The organism is Rhizobium sp. P1_E1 (assembly GCF_056406015.1).
This window is the reverse complement of sequence record NZ_JBFUAY010000122.1, coordinates 1-15,928: the sequence shown is the minus strand read 5'-3', so window position 1 is coordinate 15,928 and position 15,928 is coordinate 1. Positions and strand designations below refer to the sequence as shown.

Annotated in this window: 11 protein-coding genes; 8 read left to right on the top strand and 3 right to left on the bottom strand. The window is 61.0% G+C overall.

Annotated elements, in window-relative coordinates:
* A partial coding sequence (locus AC1D1Z_RS27045) for a glycoside hydrolase family 3 C-terminal domain-containing protein (RefSeq protein ID WP_477852132.1) occupies positions 1–2,432 on the bottom strand: 2,432 nt, incomplete at its 3' end.
* A 201-nt stretch (positions 2,433–2,633) separates the two neighbouring features.
* Here AC1D1Z_RS27045 and AC1D1Z_RS27040 point away from each other — a divergent pair.
* Positions 2,634–3,272, top strand: coding sequence for a TetR/AcrR family transcriptional regulator (locus AC1D1Z_RS27040; RefSeq protein ID WP_018245502.1), 639 nt, complete (start codon positions 2,634–2,636; stop codon positions 3,270–3,272).
* A gap of 69 nt (positions 3,273–3,341) precedes the next feature.
* Here the strand turns inward: AC1D1Z_RS27040 and AC1D1Z_RS27035 are convergent, their stop codons facing one another.
* The gene (locus AC1D1Z_RS27035; RefSeq protein ID WP_477852131.1) at positions 3,342–6,368 is read right to left on the bottom strand and encodes an alpha-mannosidase; all 3,027 of its coding nucleotides are present in this window, start codon (positions 6,366–6,368) and stop codon (positions 3,342–3,344) included.
* A gap of 241 nt (positions 6,369–6,609) precedes the next feature.
* Here AC1D1Z_RS27035 and AC1D1Z_RS27030 point away from each other — a divergent pair, with 241 nt between their 5' ends.
* A complete protein-coding gene (locus tag AC1D1Z_RS27030; RefSeq protein ID WP_477852130.1) occupies positions 6,610–7,749 on the top strand; it encodes an ROK family transcriptional regulator in 1,140 nt (379 codons plus the stop codon).
* Positions 7,750–7,757: 8 nt separating this feature from the next.
* Here AC1D1Z_RS27030 and AC1D1Z_RS27025 read toward each other — a convergent pair whose 3' ends face one another.
* Positions 7,758–8,804, bottom strand: a complete 1,047-nt coding sequence (locus AC1D1Z_RS27025) for a Gfo/Idh/MocA family protein (RefSeq protein WP_018245499.1) — start codon at positions 8,802–8,804, stop codon at positions 7,758–7,760.
* A 394-nt stretch (positions 8,805–9,198) separates the two neighbouring features.
* Between AC1D1Z_RS27025 and AC1D1Z_RS27020 the strand changes: the two genes are divergently transcribed.
* The 6 genes from AC1D1Z_RS27020 to AC1D1Z_RS26995 all read left to right on the top strand — a co-directional run bounded on the left by AC1D1Z_RS27020 (position 9,199) and on the right by AC1D1Z_RS26995 (position 15,697).
* Positions 9,199–10,497, top strand: a complete 1,299-nt coding sequence (locus tag AC1D1Z_RS27020) for a type 2 periplasmic-binding domain-containing protein (RefSeq protein WP_026188676.1) — start codon at positions 9,199–9,201, stop codon at positions 10,495–10,497.
* 171 nt (positions 10,498–10,668) lie between these two features.
* A complete protein-coding gene (locus AC1D1Z_RS27015; RefSeq protein WP_018245497.1) occupies positions 10,669–11,598 on the top strand; it encodes a carbohydrate ABC transporter permease in 930 nt (309 codons plus the stop codon).
* Complete coding sequence (locus AC1D1Z_RS27010; RefSeq protein WP_018245496.1) at positions 11,595–12,437, top strand: carbohydrate ABC transporter permease; 843 nt, start codon at positions 11,595–11,597, stop codon at positions 12,435–12,437. Before AC1D1Z_RS27015 ends, AC1D1Z_RS27010 begins: the two co-directional genes overlap by 4 nt.
* Positions 12,438–12,471: 34 nt before the next feature.
* Positions 12,472–13,710 (top strand): ROK family transcriptional regulator, encoded by a 1,239-nt coding sequence (locus tag AC1D1Z_RS27005; protein WP_018245495.1) that lies wholly within the window; start codon positions 12,472–12,474, stop codon positions 13,708–13,710.
* Positions 13,711–13,758: 48 nt separating this feature from the next.
* Positions 13,759–14,613 carry a sugar phosphate isomerase/epimerase family protein gene (locus tag AC1D1Z_RS27000; RefSeq protein ID WP_018245494.1) on the top strand — a complete coding sequence of 285 codons (855 nt, stop codon included), beginning with the start codon at positions 13,759–13,761 and terminating at the stop codon, positions 14,611–14,613.
* 22 nt (positions 14,614–14,635) lie between these two features.
* The gene (locus AC1D1Z_RS26995; protein ID WP_018245493.1) at positions 14,636–15,697 is read left to right on the top strand and encodes an ABC transporter ATP-binding protein; all 1,062 of its coding nucleotides are present in this window, start codon (positions 14,636–14,638) and stop codon (positions 15,695–15,697) included.
* Positions 15,698–15,928 lie beyond the last annotated feature (231 nt).

Below are 15,928 nucleotides of genomic sequence, written 5' to 3'. Positions count from 1 at the left end.
GGTGACGGCAGATCGATGATGAACCTGATATCCGCGGCATTCGCAGCCACCACCAGCTGGTAGTCGCCGGCTTCGGCGCGGAAGGCGCCGGCCCCGACGTCGAAATAGGCGAGGTCGCGCGGCATGATCTTCATTTCGGCCGTGCCGGTCTCACCGGGCAGCAGCGAAAGCTTTGCGAAGGCGCGCAGTTCCTTGTCCGGCCGCTCCACCTTTGACTTTGGCGAACGCACATAGAGCTGTACCAGTTCCGATCCGGCCCGATCGCCGATATTTGTCAGATCGATGCTGACCGTCACGCCTTCGGCACCCATTTCGCTCGCCGACTGGCGCGGCTCGCTCCAGCTGAAGCGCGTATAGCCAAGGCCGAAACCGAAGGGGAAGAGCGGTTCGACAGCACGCGTATCGTGATGACGATAGCCGACGAAGACGCCTTCGGCATAGCGTACATGCCCATCCTTACCCGGATAGACGGCCGGATCGCCTGTGATGGCGGAATTGTCGGCAAGCGCCTTCGGGAATGTCTGCGGCAGGCGTCCGCCGGGCTCGACATCGCCGAATAGGACATCGGCGACGGCATTGCCCAGCTCCTGCCCAGGATACCAGATCTGCAGCACGGCGCGAACCTTGCCGAGCCACGGCATTTCCACCGGACCGCCGGTCTGCAGCACGACCACGGTGTTGGCGTTGGCGGCCGCAACCCGCTCGATCAGCTCTTCCTGCCGCCCCGGAAGCCGCATGTCGGGCAGGTCCAAGCCCTCGGTATCCCATTCGCCGTCGCGGCCGACGAAGAGAAGCGCCACATCGGCATTCAGCGCCGTCTCGACGGCATCTTCGATATCGGCCTCGCCCAAGGGCTTTTCGACGCCGAACCGAATGGCCGTGAGGTTGATCCCCTCTTCGTTCGCCACCGGCGGGTCATATTCGACGGTGACGGCATGGGCTTTGCCCGCATCGAGCGCTACCGTGCCGCGCTGTTCGTCATTGGCCGTGCCGAAATAGTTTTCGCCGCGTGCCCAGCCGTCATGGCCGTCAACCGTCAGCCTGCCATCGACGAAGAGCCGCGCCAGTCCGGCATTGGTCATGCCGAAGACATGATCGCCGCTCTCCCCCGGCACGAATTGCATCGTCATCCGTGCCGAGAAATCGGTGGGGTCGAGCTCGGCCGCCGGCAGTTCGAACCAAAAGAACTCACCCTTGTCGACGGTCTCGACATGAAGCGGAGTGCCCCGGCAGCCGCGTCCCTTGAAATATTCGACGGTGATCTTTCCCTTGGCCACCTCGATCAGACGGTTATGGCGGCAGCCGACGGCGTGGCTGACGCTATTGGCATTGGAAAGGGCGGCTCGAATCCCTTCGAGCGGACTGACCACGTAATGCGCCGCGATCTGCGCGCTGCCACCGCCCATGACGCGCGCGCTCGCGGCGTTGGGTCCGATGACGGCGATCCGGTCGAGCGACGTCTTGGCAAGCGGCAGTATGCCGTCGTTCTTCAAAAGGACTGCGCCCTCTGCGCCGAGACGCCGGATCAGCGCCCGGTCTTCCGGCAGGTCGACCGCCTGCTCCGTAAGGTCGGGCTTCTTCTCGAACGCGCCGACCCGCTCGAGTAGAAGCAGGATCCGCTGCGCCGCCGCCCGCACGGTGGCGGCTTCGACCCTGCCCTCGCGCACGGCCGCAACCAGCTTCTCGCCGCGATCGCGCGCCGGGCCGGGCATCTCGAGATCAAGCCCGGCATTGATCGTCTCGGCCGTCGAATGCGAACCGAACCAGTCGGACATGACGATGCCGTCGAATCCCCATTCCTGGCGCAGCACCTTGGTCAGCAGCCACTCATGCTCGCTCGTATAGGTGCCGTTGAGGCGGTTATAGGAGGACATGACGGCCATCACGCCGGCGCGTTTGACAGCCTGTTCGAAGGGCGGAAAGTAGATTTCGCGCAGCGTCCGCTCGTCGACATCGGAAGACATGGTCTGCCGCTCTATCTCGGATTCATTGCCGGCGAAGTGCTTGATCGTCGCCGCGATCCCCTGGCTCTGCACGCCTTTGATATAGGCGACGGCGAGTTCCGCGGTCAGCATCGGATCCTCGGAATAACATTCGAAATTTCGCCCGTTGAGGCCGGAACGATGGATATTCACCGTAGGCGCGAGCAGTACGGCGGCACCCTTGCTCTTCGCCTGGTGGGCAAGCGCCACACCCATGCGCTCGACCAGATCGGGATTCCAGGTGGCGCCGAGCGCGATGGCGGTGGGAAAACAGGTCGCCTTGACGCCGCCGACCAGCGAACCGGCGCCGCGGGCGCCATTCGGTCCGTCCGTCACCTTGATCTTCGGCACATCAAGACGCTCGACGGGAACCGTCGTCCAGAAATCGGCGCCGGACAACAGGGAGACCTGCTCCTCGAGCGTCATCTTGTCGAGAATGGAATCGATCATGCAAACCTCCCCTTCAATGGAATTCGGTTGCCGTGAAGTATTGCCGGAGCAAGCGCGGTGCTAACCCATCGGCGGCAAACGCGCACTTCTCAGCACGTAAGGTAGTTCGTAAACCTACCGAGTACTCGGTATTTTTAAGATGTCAACTGGCGAAGCCTAATGTATGGATAAAGAGCGCCGGAGAAACCGACGGGAGAGGCGATGGCAGAGTTTTCCGAATCGAATACCGGACAGGACGAAAAGCGACGACGCAGATCCCGCAAGGGCGAAGCGCGCCGCGCGGAGATCCTGACGGCTGCGATGCGGCGCTTCGCCGAAGACGGCTACCAGAATGCCGCCATCGCGGATGTTGCCCGCGACGTCGGCCTGTCGCTGCCCGGCCTGCTGCACCATTTCCCGACCAAGGTCGATCTCCTGCTCGCCATTCTGGATAAGCGCGATCGCGAAAGCGAAAGCTTCATCAGGCCCCATCGTTCCGATCTCCGCGGCCTGCTCAAGGGCATGGTCGAGGTCTTCCGCCGCAACGCCGATATGGTCGAGGTCATCAGGGCCTTCGCCATCCTGAGTGCCGAGAGCCTGATGAAGGATCACCCGGCCAAAGGATGGTTTCTCGATCGCGCCACCCAACTGCAGAATGACATCGCCGCGACCTTCGAAGAGGCCGTCGCCGATGGCTCGATCGACGGCAAGATTGACGGCAGGGCAATAGCGGCCGAACTGATCGCGGTGATGGACGGCCTTCAGATGCTCTGGCTGCGCGATCCCACCCGCTTCGACATGGTCGGCGGGTTGGAAGCTTATATCAGCCGGCTGTTGGCGAGCCTTGGTTTAGAGGGCTGAGCTTGGTTGAGCGCCGCGGATCATTGCGCGGCACAGAAGTGAGAGAGAGCCGTCGACCAAGACATAGCCTCAAGCTTTCTTCAGCTTCCAAGTCCGGATTTCGAACGGCATGATGTCGGCAGGTCCCTTCCGCTCCATCGGCTCTTCGAGAATGTTCAGCGGCTGCGATGCTGCCCATCCGGAAGGTAGGCCGAGGGAGAGGTTGCCGCGCCGGCCAGCTGGTTCGTAAAGGCGCAGGACGAGACCATCGCCTTCTTCTGCCGGCTTCAGGCCTGAGAACGCGACAGGGATGCCGCTTACCACAAGCGGCGCGAAGGTGCCGGTGGAGAGGCCGCTGGCCTCAGCCGCGACGAGCGGTTGATTGAGCTCGATCGCCTCGTCGAGGACGCCGCCTTCATGCCAGGTGCCTTCATGCGGCATCAGCGCATAGGTAAAGCTCTGCTCGCCTTCATCGGCCAGCGGATCCGGATAGATCGGACCGCGCACGAGGCTCATGCCGATCACATTGCCGCGGGCGCTATGACCGTATTTGGCATTGTTGAGCAGTGCGACCCCGAAGCCCGGCTCGCTGATATCGACGAAGCGGTGCGCGACGGCCTCGAACATCGCCTGTTCCCAGGACGTGTTCGTGTGCGTTGCCCGCTCGACGATGCCGAAGGCGCATTCGAACGTTGCCTTCCGGGCCAATGCGGCGACCGGGTTCAGCGTGCGCAGAAGGGTGCGGCGGTCATGCCAGTCGATCGTCGTTTCGATGTCGAGGCGCCTGGCGTTGGCCGTCAGCACATAGGTCTGCGTGACGCTCGAATTCCGGTAGCGGTAGACGACGCGGATCGCCGCTCGGTGCGGCCCTTCTTCAACGAGCGTGATGCTTTCCGGGGCATCGAGGCGGACGGCCTTTTCGGCATAATCCGCATCGATGTCCCAGGCGTCCCAGTTGCGCGGCTTGTCGGCCGGATAGACCCAGAGCTGATTTGCCGAGCCGTYGACCGCTTCCCGGCCCGTGGCCTTATGGATGAGGCTAACGACCGCCCCGTCCTTGCCGATTGCGACCGAGAGGTATTCGTTTTCGAGATGGCCGGGGCCGGCCTTCAGCCCACTCGCGGGCTTGAGCGTGCCCTTGTCGAAGACCGCGACGGACAGGGGGGCGACGACATCGGCGGCCGAGACGACCGTGCCGTCGGAGAGCGTTGCGCTGAGCGGTCTGGCCGCAAGAGACGGATTGACGACGACGAGGGCATCGCCAACCCCGCCCTTCGGCAGCTTGGCCGACAGCGCCTGCAATGCCCTCGCCTGCTCGATCTTGGCACGGTCGATGACGCCGCCCAGTTCCTGCTCCGCATCCTGATAGACTTCACGGATGCTCGAGCCCGGCAGAATGTCATGAAATTCGTTCTTCAGCACGACGCGCCAATCGGCTTCGAGGCTCTGGGGCTTGTCTGCTCCGAGCATGTGCCCAAGCGAAGCGATGGCTTCGGCGGTGATCAGCGCACGTTCGGCCTGGCGGTGCTTGCGCTTGACGCCGCTTTGCGACGTCAGCGTGGCGCGGTGCAGTTCGAGATAGATTTCGCCATCCCACACCGGAAGGCTCTTTTCCCCCGCGGTGCGGTGCGCCTGCTCGTAATAGCTTTTGACGGTGCCCCAGCGCGCCTGCGGGATCGCCGGGAAATCGCGCAACTGCACTTCGCGCTCCACCATCTCGGGCGTGACGCCGCCGCCGCCGTCGCCATAACCGACGGCCAGAAGCGAGGTATCGTGCTGCGTCTTGCCGCGGAAATTCTTCCACGTCGGCACGTAGCAATCGGGTTGCACGAAGCCGTTATAACCCTGCATCGGATTGTCGAACGTATGGGTCAGCACCTGGCTGCCGTCGAGGCCCTTCCACCAGAAGAGGTCGGAGGGAATATGATTGGTCTCGCTCCAGTTGACCTTGATCGTGAAGAAACTGTCGATACCGCCCTGTCTCAGGATCTGCGGCAGCGCGCCTGAAAAGCCGAAGCAATCCGGCAGCCAGCAGACCGTATGGCGCGTGCCGAAGGTCTTCTCGAAATAACGCTGGCCGTAGAGAACCTGACGGGCGAGACTTTCGCCGGTCGGCATGTTCGTGTCGGGCTCCACCCACATGCCGCCGACGGTTTCCCACTTTCCGTCCGCGACCTTCTTCTTGATGCGATCGAGAAGCTCCGGATCCTCCTCTTCCATCTGCGCGTAATAATGGGCGGTCGATTGATTGAAGCGGAAATCGTCGGAGCGCTCCATCAGCGAGAGCGCCGTATTGAAGGTGCGCCGCATTTTCCGCCGCGTCTCGCGATAGGGCCAAAGCCAGGCGAGATCGATATGCGCATGGCCCGTCAGCAGCAGTTCTCCATTCGGCGGGAAGCGCTTCTGCAACTCTTTCAGCCGCGCCGTCAGAGCCTCGAAGGCCGTGGCTGCCGAAGCGCTTTGCTCTTCCGTGAGGCCTGCCGGATTAGCTTCAAGCTCCGGCAGTTCCCAAATCTTCTGCTGCATGACGGCGCCGGATGTGCGGGAGATATAAGCCGCCGTATCCGACGGCCAATCGAGACTGCGCAACGCATGCTCGGCGGCATCCATCAGATGCGGCACGACTTCATGCTCGCCCAGCACATCGATTGCCTCGGCAACCTGCTTCAACAGAAGATGCAGGCGGTGAGCCGGGCCATCGAGCCAGATAAACCGGGCCTTGTTGAGCCGCGGAGCACGATTGGGCTCGCCGAACGGAAACCGGGCGACGGTTTCCGTTGCGATCGAAAAGCGGCGACCCTTCACCGGGAATTCCTGATGATAGGGATCGAGACCGAATGTTTCGGTCTGACCGTCGGGGTAGCTCAGCGTGATCAGGCTCTCGCCACCAAGATCGAGTTGCAGGCGAATATCTGCCAGAGGCCACGCCTCCGGCGCTTCAGCGCTCACGGCAAAATGCACCACCCCCTGGCGGTGCGGCCAATCTTGGTGATGTGCGATCGGCTCGCTCTCGAAAGTCCAGCCGTCGATCGCGGCACTTTGTCGATCTCGCCAATGAGCCAACTCGGCAATGCGAACTTTGAGACGATCGAGGCGCTGGGCAATGGTCAGAGGCATGGCTTATCCTGTTGAAAATCGACGGCTGACAATCTTGTCGTCATGCTTTTGGGGTCATGGTCATGGTTTGGGGGAGATGAAGATGGCGCGATCAAGATCGCGATTTGCGCGGCCCTCTCCTCCAAGCAGGCCTGCAGCCTTAGATTAAGTAACTTTGATTTCCCGTCAAGTCCGTAAGAAATTCATTGCGGCAGACGAAGGCGTGTTACAAAAGCGTCGTATAGCTCTAAGGACGGCGACTATGCGGTATCTTCGATCAGGGCCGCGTCGGCTTCAAACCCAGGATACAGGCGCCCCGCGCGCCAAAACAGTCGGTCTGCGGTCCGGTGAAATTGCCGATCGAAATATTCGCGTCATTCTGGAAGCCATCCGCCGCCACGGCCCGCTAACCCGGATGGAGCTTGGCCGGCATTGCGGCCTTACCGGCCCCGGCATTACCAATATTCTCCGCCGACTGGCCGAGGAAAAGCTTGTCACCTCCAACCGCCGCAATGGCCTTGGCGGAGGCGCCACCGCTACCGAGTTTGCCTTGCGCCCGGAAGGTGCTTTCTCGATCGGCGTCAAGCTTCGCCAAAGGCGTGGCGAGGCCGTGCTCATCGATCTGAGTGGTCAGGTCCATGACCGGGTCTATATCGAGCTGGACCCCGCAGACAAAGTCGGCCTCGTGCATGCGGCGGTCAGGGATATGGTCGACCGTCATGCCGCATTGCCGATCATCGGCCTTGGCATCGCCGCCAACGACTGGACGCAGGATCAAAGCGATCAGATCGCCGCGATGTCGACGATCGCGCGTCCTTATGTCGAGAACGAGTGTACGGCGAGCCTTCTCGCCGAACGCACGATCGGTAGCTCCGGCAGGGAAGGCGGACTTGCGATGATCATTATCGACGACGACGTTCAGGCCGGCTTTCTCATTCGCGGTATTCCCTATTCCGGCGTGCATGGTCGGGCAGGCAGCATCGGCGAAATGCTGACCGGCCCGGATAATGTCCAGCTGAACACCGTCGTCGGTTTCGAATCCCTGCGATCGCGGATCGGCGACCAGGACTTCACCCGCCTGTTGCAGGGGGAAGAATTCCCCTCGTCGTCACTGTCGCAATGGATAYGGGAGGCCGCTGGTCATCTGCTCGACCCGATCATCGCCATGGCTGGATTCCTCGCTCCGAGCGTCGTCATGATCGGGAGCGATTTGCCACAGGGTGTGATCGAAGCGCTGATCCATCAGCTTTCCATCGAGCGGCGCGACACCTCGACGAGGCCCTTGCTGACGCCCTGGATTTCGCCGATGAAACCCGCGAGCTTCAGTGGCGGCGGCGTTGCGCTCGGTGCAGCCCTCCTGCCCTTCCTCAACACTTTGCTGCTGCCGCCTGCTTCGGCCTGATGGCCGGCTCAGCCGAGTGCTTCATCGGCGTGGCTAAGATCGGAAGCCAGCGCCTTGTCCAGGACTTTCTGGATATTGGCCGCCCGCCGGAATGATGGTTCCTGCGTCTTTCCCGCCCGCACGGCCTGGACGAAACGCTGGTAGTTGGTCTCGACCGGATCGAAGGGAACGTCACGCCAGGTCGCCGTGTGCACGTCTTCTCCAAGGCAGGCGCGAAGTGTCGATTTACCGGTATCGTAGATCATCTCGATCGAGCCGGTTTCGCCATAGACCCTGAGGCGCAGCTGATCCATCTGTCCGGCCGCGGTGCGCGTCGCCTGGATCGTCCCGATCGCCCCATTGGTGAAATCGACATTCATCGTAAAGCTGTCATTCGCATCAAGATCATATTCGCCGATCTTGTGGCCCGGCGCCTTGTCGAAGGTCTTCAGCCGCGCGAATACATGGGCAACGTCAAGCCCTGAACCGTAGGACGCAAAATCGACGATGTGAATTCCGATATCGCCGAGCGCGCCGTTGGATCCATGTTTTTTGCTCAGCCGCCACAGCCATTTGCTTTCGCTCTTCCAGTCGCCCCAATGACGACCGACCAGCCAGCTTTGCAGATGCGACGCCTCGACATGGCGCACTTGCCCGATTTCGCCGGCGAGCACCATCTGCCGGCCTTTCTGGAGAGCCGGCGAGTTGCGATAGGTGAAATTGACCATGCCGACCTTGCCCGATCGCTCGATGGCTTCGGTCATCTCCATGGCCTTGATCGCATCGGTGGCGAGCGGTTTTTCGCAGAAGACGTGCTTGCCGGCTGCGATCGCCTGCAGCGTCGTCGGGTGGTGAATGCGGTCCGGCGTGACGTTTGCCACTGCGTCGAATTCGCCCCAGGCGAGAGCTTCCTCAAGGGTCGTGAAATGGTTGGCGATGCCATGTTCGGTGCAAAAGGCCGCGAGCCTTTCCGGGACGATATCGACGCCGCCCACGACACTGACGCCTTCGATCGCCTTGAACTTGGCGGCATGCTGGTTGGCCATTCCGCCGGTACCGAGAATGAGTAAACGCATCTTATCCTCCCCTAGCGCATCCTATCGGACGCGGGTGTGTCAGAGCTGAGCTCCGGCGTGCAGCCGGGCAAAATCGCACTCCTGCCATCGCGGCCATCCGCGATCGGCTTCTCTCTGTTTCAGGAAAACTGCGGTCGATGCGCCGTGCGCCCGACAGGACGCTCCATCACGTTAATGGCGCGGATCCTTTTCCGAAAATCGATCTCGATTTTCGGAAATTATGCACTAGCTGCTGTTGATTGTCGCCAGCATCTCAACCTCCCAGGTTCTGGCCTCCCAAGCTGTGGCTTGACATCAAATCAAAGTAACTTAATCTAATTAATGCAGCACGGAAATGAGGAGAGGTCAACCGACCGCCAGGCTGTATCCGTTCAAAATGGGGAGGAGACCCATCATGAAGAGCGCCACCATCAGCGTATTTGCGCTGAGCACCATGTTATTTTCAGCATCTACTTCATTTGCCCAGGAACTTGCCACGAAGGACAGGATTGGCCTTGCCGATGCGCCAAAATCCCTCGTCGTCCGTTTGACGAACGACAGTCCCAACAATTCGGATCCGGCGATCGCCGAGGGCTATCAGAAGCTCTTCGTCGATTTCATCAAGAAGCATCCGGACTGGAAATTGCAGATGCAATTCATGTCCTCTGACATYGGCACGGAACAGGCCAAGATGCTGGAGCAGGCCAAGGCCGGCAACGCGCCTGATTGCGCCGCTGTCGACTCCTTCGTCCTCTCGCAGTTCATGGTCAATCACGTGCTTGCGGACTTCACGCCGTATTTTTCGAAGGAGGAAGTGGATGACCTGTTCCCCTTCATCCGCAGCGGCATCACCGATAAGGACCAGACGGTCCGCGCCTGGTGGTGGGATACGGACCTTCGTGTGCTCTACCGCAACAAGTCGATCGTTGCGGATGCGCCGCAGACATGGGACGACCTGAAAAAGGCCGCGCTCGCCTCCACCAAGGAAGGCATGGAAGGCGTTCTCTTCAATGGCGGGCGCTGGGAAGGGACGACGTTCGACTGGCTCGCGAATTATTGGGCGCTCGGCGGCAAGCTCGTCGACGACTCGGGCAAGCCGGTATTCGGCGAAGGCGAGAACAAGGAGAAATTCCTGAAGGCGCTGAATTATTTCAAGGATCTCGTCGATTCCGGCGCCGCGCCCAAGCGCGTCAGCACGATCGCGAATTACGACGATATGAATGCAGCGGCCGCAGCGGCGACGACAGCTCTCTTCATCGGCGGCAACTGGCAATATGCGCAGCTGAAGGCCACGCTCGACGAAGACGAGTTCAACAACTGGACCTTCTCGCCGATCCCCGGTCCCAGTGCCGATCAGCGCTCGACCGGCACCGGCGGCTGGACGATCGCCTCCTTCAGCAAGGACAAGGACAAGGTCGAGATGTGTGCCAACCTCGCCCGCGAGGTCTATATGGGCCCGGCAAACGCGCTGCAGCAGCAGTTGCCGACCAGGAAATCGCTGTTCGACAAATATGAGGTCTTCTCCACTGAAGCCAACAAGACCTTCGCCAAGGCTCTGGTCGACGGACAGGCGCGCCCTGGTGTGCCGATCTATCCCGAAATCTCCAACCAGATCCAGATCATGATGGGCGACGTGCTCTCGGGGACCAAAAAGCCGGAAGACGCCTTGGATGCCGCCTTCAACGCGGCGCTGGAGGCGTACAAGCGTCTCTAGTGCTTCCGACCGTGACGGCGCCTGCCTGCCAGGCGCCGTCGACCTACAGCGCGCGCCTTTTAATACGCGCAAAGGACGCTGTAACACTTTGAACCTACGCATTCTGCTTTCCGAAAGTCGATTCCGATTTTCGGGCCGATGCGCAAGCCAAACCCGGACAGAGAAGCTTTAATGAGCCCCATCGCCATCGAGGCTGTCAGCCCGCCTCAAAGCAGATCGTTCATGCGCCGTTTTGCCGGCGCGCCCCTGCCCTGGATCATGCCCGTGATCATCGTCATCGGCATCTTCTACCTTTATCCCGTCATCGACGTTTTCAGACTTTCATTCACCAACGCCACGCTGATCGGCGACAATCAGGATTATACGCTGGGGTCGATCACCAATGCGTTGAGCTCGCCGCAGCTGCCCGACATTCTCTGGGCGACCCTGATCTTTGTCGGCGGCAGTGTCATCGGTCAGCAGATTTTAGGTCTTGCGGTGGCTGTCGTGGTCATCCGCGGTGAAAAGCGCGGCTTGTTCGGCACCACCATCCTCAGAACGACGGCGCTGGTTGCCTGGGTCGTGCCCGGAATTGCCGGCGGCATCATCTGGCAGATGCTCTTTTCCGAAGCGCCTTATGGCGCGCTGAACAGCATTCTGAGGCTGATGCACATGCCGACCGTCGCCTGGCTCTCGGACCCTGCTATTGCGCCGTGGTCCACCCTCATCTCCAACATATGGCGCGGCACCGCATTTTCGATGGTCGTCATGTATGCGGCGCTGAAGTCGATCGATCCCTCGCTCTATGAAGCGGCCGAGGTCGACGGCGCGACGGCATCGCAGCAGTTTTTCTTCGTTACCCTTCCGCAGCTGCGTGCGGCGATCCTGGTCAATATGATCCTCATCACGATCCAGACGGTGAATACCTTCGATGCGATCATCACGCTGACGGGCGGCGGTCCGGGGCGTGCGACCGAGGTCATCTCACTCTACGTCTTCAATATCGTCTTTAGAAACTACGACCTGTCCGGCGGCAGCGTGCTCTCCGTGCTCATGCTGATCATCAGCCTCGGGCTCGCCTTCGTCTATGCGTCGTTCCTGCCGAAGGAGGAAGAGCAATGAGCGGACGGACCGGAACGCGGCTCGGCGATGCCATGAGCTATCTCTTCATGCTGGTGATGTTCGTGTTCTTCGCCGGCCCCCTCACCTATCTCCTGTCGATGGCGATGCGTGACAAGCGCGAGATCTATCGCGGCGCGGCGCGATATATTCCAAACAATCCCACCATCGATAACTTCATCACGGTTTTGAACAACAGCTACTTTCCGATCTATCTCTGGAATGGTCTCAAGCTTGCCGCCCTCAGTGGGCTGGGCGTCCTGATCGTCGCACTGCCAGCGGCTTACGCCTTTTCCCGATTTCAATTCCGGGGCAAGGGCCTGTCGATGATGGGGCTGCTTCTCTTCCAGATGATCTCGCCGCTCGTCATCATGGTGCCGCTCTATCGCTACATGAACCGTCTCGGCCTGCTGGATACGCATTTTGCCGTCGTCATGGTCTACATCGCGCTGGGCGTTCCGCTGGCGACCTGGCTGTTGAAGAGCACGGTCGACGGCATCCCGCGCAGCCTCGACGAAGCGGCCATGATCGACGGCTGCAACAGGTTTTCCGTCTTCTGGCGCATCGTTCTGCCATTGTCGGCGCCGGGCATAGCCTCGGTCTTCATCATCACGGTGATCGCCGGCTGGTCGCAATTTCTGGTGCCTTTTCTGTTGCTCACGAAAAATGATCTGATGCCGATCGGCGTCGGCATCTTTAACTTCCGCGGCATGCAAACCGACTCGTCCATCCAACTGCTTGCCGCCGCCTGCCTGATCGCGGTCGTTCCGGCGATCGTCGCCTTCCTGTCGCTCCAGCGGCTGATCCTCGGTGCGATGACCAGCGGCGCAGTCAAGGGATGAGCGGTCAGTCTATGCGCAAGGAAGGATTTCGAGCATGAACCAGACACTCGGCGCCAGGCTGTCCCCGGATCTGACCGGCGCCAATGTCGAAGATGCTGGCGAGCACAACAGGGCGGTCGTCCTGCGCTGCATTCATCGCCAGGCGCCGATTTCGCGCGCCGAAATCGCCAGGCGGACGGGTTTTACCAAACCGGCAATCGCCCGGATCGTCGATCGCCTGCTGGACGAGGGGCTGATCATGGAAGCCCGCCGGCGGCACGGGTTGAGAGGCCAGCCGGCAATCGAACTCGAAATCAATCCGGATGCCTGTTTTGCCATCGGCATCAACATCGATCGCGACCATCTGACGATCCTGGCCGTCGATGCCGTCGGCAATGTCCGCGCCCGCGTGCATCACGAGAAACGTTTCATCCTGCCGGCGGAATTCCTGCAGCTAACGGCCGATGCGATTTCGCATTTCCAGCGCAGCCGGCTCATTGACGACGCGCGCCTCGCCGGCATCGGTCTGGCGATGCCGGATTGGCTTGGCGAGATTTCGCTCCTCGGCAAGCCCAAGACCTATCAGGAATGGACAGCATTCGATGTGCGCGCAGCATTGGAAAACCTGACGCAGCATCCCGTCTTCATCGAAAACGAAGCCAATGCCGCCGCCCTTGCCGAACTCGACTATGGACTGGGTGCCGAAAGCAGCAGCTTCTTCTACATCGCCATCAATCCGTGCCCGGGTGGTGGCCTCGTGCTCGATGGCAACGGTCATCGCGGCGCCATGGGCCTCAGCGGCGAAATCGGCTGGCTTCCGATTGCCGACGGCGGGGACGGGAAGGCCCATAAGGTCCAGCTTCTCGGCGAGATATTCTCGCTGTTCTTCCTCTATGATTTCCTCGCGCAGCACGGCGTCGAGGTGAGTGTTCCGCACGATCTCCTGACGTTGGATGCGCATGGCAGGCGCCTCGTGTCGCAATGGCTGAAGGAAATGAGCGCGCATCTGGCAGTCGCCGTCAAGCATATCGGCATGATCGTCGACCCCGACGCCGTCCTCGTCGGCGGCAGACTGCCGATCCGCATCGTCGACGAATTGCTGCGCTACGTGCACGAGCATCTCGATGCCGAGGACACCAGCCTTCCCTCGCTTCATCGCGCCTCGCTCGGAGAGGATGCCTCGGCCATGGGAGCGGCGGCCATGCCGATGGCAGCAGCCCTGATGCTCGCATCGGCGGATGCTGCTCAACGCACACGTTCGCCGCTCAAGAATATGGACCGCCTGAACAGTTGAAACGGCCGGCAAGGCCCCACGGATTTTGGTGAAGACGGGAGGATTTTGGTGAAGATCGGCTTTTACACCTCGACATTCAACGATCGCCCCCTGGAGGAAGTGGTGGATTTCGCCGCATCGGCAGGTTTCGACGCAATCGAGATCGATGTCGGCGGCCATATCAAGACGCCCGATCGGGTGGAGGCAGCCGTCGCGCTCGCACGCAGCCGCAACCTATTCGTGTCGTCGATCACCTATTTCGGCAATCAGCTCGATGCTGACCGCGCAAAGCGTGAGGCGCTTCGGGCGAAGACCGCCGAATTTGCCGGCGCGATCGGTGAAGCGGGTGTCCCAATCTTTGTGATCTTCCCAGGCCGGGACGACACCGCAAGCGACGAAGCCAACTATGATGATTTCGCCGATTTCGCCAACGGGCTGATCGCGCAGACGCAGTCCTACGGCCTGACCTTCGCAATCGAGAACTGGCCGGGTCCCAAGGACAATTTCATCGGAACGACGCCAAGAGGGTGGCAGGAGCTTTTTCAGAGAATCAAGGATCCCCGGTTCGGGCTGGAATTCGACCCCTCCCACCTCATTCGCATTGGCGTCGATCCCTACCAGGCGATGGCGACGGTGAAGGATCGCATTGCAATCCTTCACGCCAAGGACACGGCAATAGATCCGGAGAGCCTGCAGGCTGTCGGCTATCACGGCAAGGGCTGGTGGCAATACAAGCTGCCGGGGCTCGGCCTCATCGATTGGCCGAGGTTCCTGCGCCAGGCTCGCGGGGCTGGCTTCGACGGCACGTTGTCGATCGAACATGAGGATGCCGCCTATGGCTGGCCGGGCAAGGACTTAGCCGCTCGCAAAGACGGCGAGCGCCTCGGCCTCGATTATTTGAGAAATGTCCTGAGCGGACTTTGATAGCGATTTCGGGAGGACTGTTATGGCCCATGTTTCGGTCAACAATGCGCGCAAGGATTATGGTGCGTTCAAAGCCATCAAAGGCGTATCGGTCGACATTGGCGACGGCGAGTTCGTCGTTCTGGTCGGGCCCTCTGGCTGCGGCAAATCCACGCTTTTGAGGATGATTGCCGGCCTGGAGGGCATTACCTCAGGGCAGATCCAGATCGGAAAGCATATCGTCAACGAGCTTGCGCCCAAGGATCGGGACATCGCCATGGTGTTCCAGAATTACGCACTCTACCCGCATATGACCGTTGCAAAGAACATGGGCTTTTCGCTGCGGCTGAAACGAATGCCGCGGACGGAGATCGATCAGCGGGTGGGCAACGCCGCGAAGATTCTCGGCCTCGAAAGTCTCCTGGAGAGATATCCGAAGCAGCTTTCTGGCGGCCAGAGACAGCGCGTGGCGATGGGACGGGCAATCGTGCGCGACCCGGCCGTCTTTCTCTTCGACGAACCCCTGTCGAACCTCGATGCCAAGCTCAGGGTGCAGATGCGCTCGGAGATCAAGGAATTGCATCAACGGCTGCAGACGACGACCATCTATGTCACCCACGACCAGATCGAAGCCATGACCATGGCCGACAAGATCGTCGTCATGAAGGACGGTCTGATCGAGCAGTCGGGTTCTCCGTTGGAATTGTACGATCGTCCGAACAACCTTTTCGTCGCCGGATTCATCGGCTCGCCGGCGATGAATTTCATCAGCGGCAACATGACGGAAGATGGGTTTCGAACCGCCGATGGCCTGCTCCTGCCGAGCGAGCGCCGTCCGCCTGAAGCCGTGACCTACGGCATTCGTCCCGAGCATCTCCGGTTGGACCCGGGCGGCATCGAGGTCACGACGGTGGTCGTCGAGCCCACGGGTTCGGAAACGCTGCTCATCGCCCGGTTGGGAACGCAGACGCTCACTTGCGTCTTCAGGGACCGGATCAGGGCAGCCCCCGGCGAGGTGCTGAGGATTGCGCCAATCCACGATGCGGTTCATCTGTTTGCCGGAGACGAGCAGCGGATCACATCAGGTGAAGCCCCGTTGAACTGACCCGGCCGATTGCCCCCTCCCCTTCGGCCGGCGCCAGCCGGGGGCGCGTTTTCCGCGCCCCCGGCCCCGAAACTCTCAGTCCTTCACGGTCGGTTTTCCGCGCTCGGTTCAGGCTGCGTCGCGATACGTTCGGGTGTCGGGCTGTGTCCTGCCCAATTCGAACTGCGTGACCAGTTCGCGCAGGCGCTCGGCCTCGCTGGCGAGCGTGATGCTGGCGGCTGTGGTTTCCTC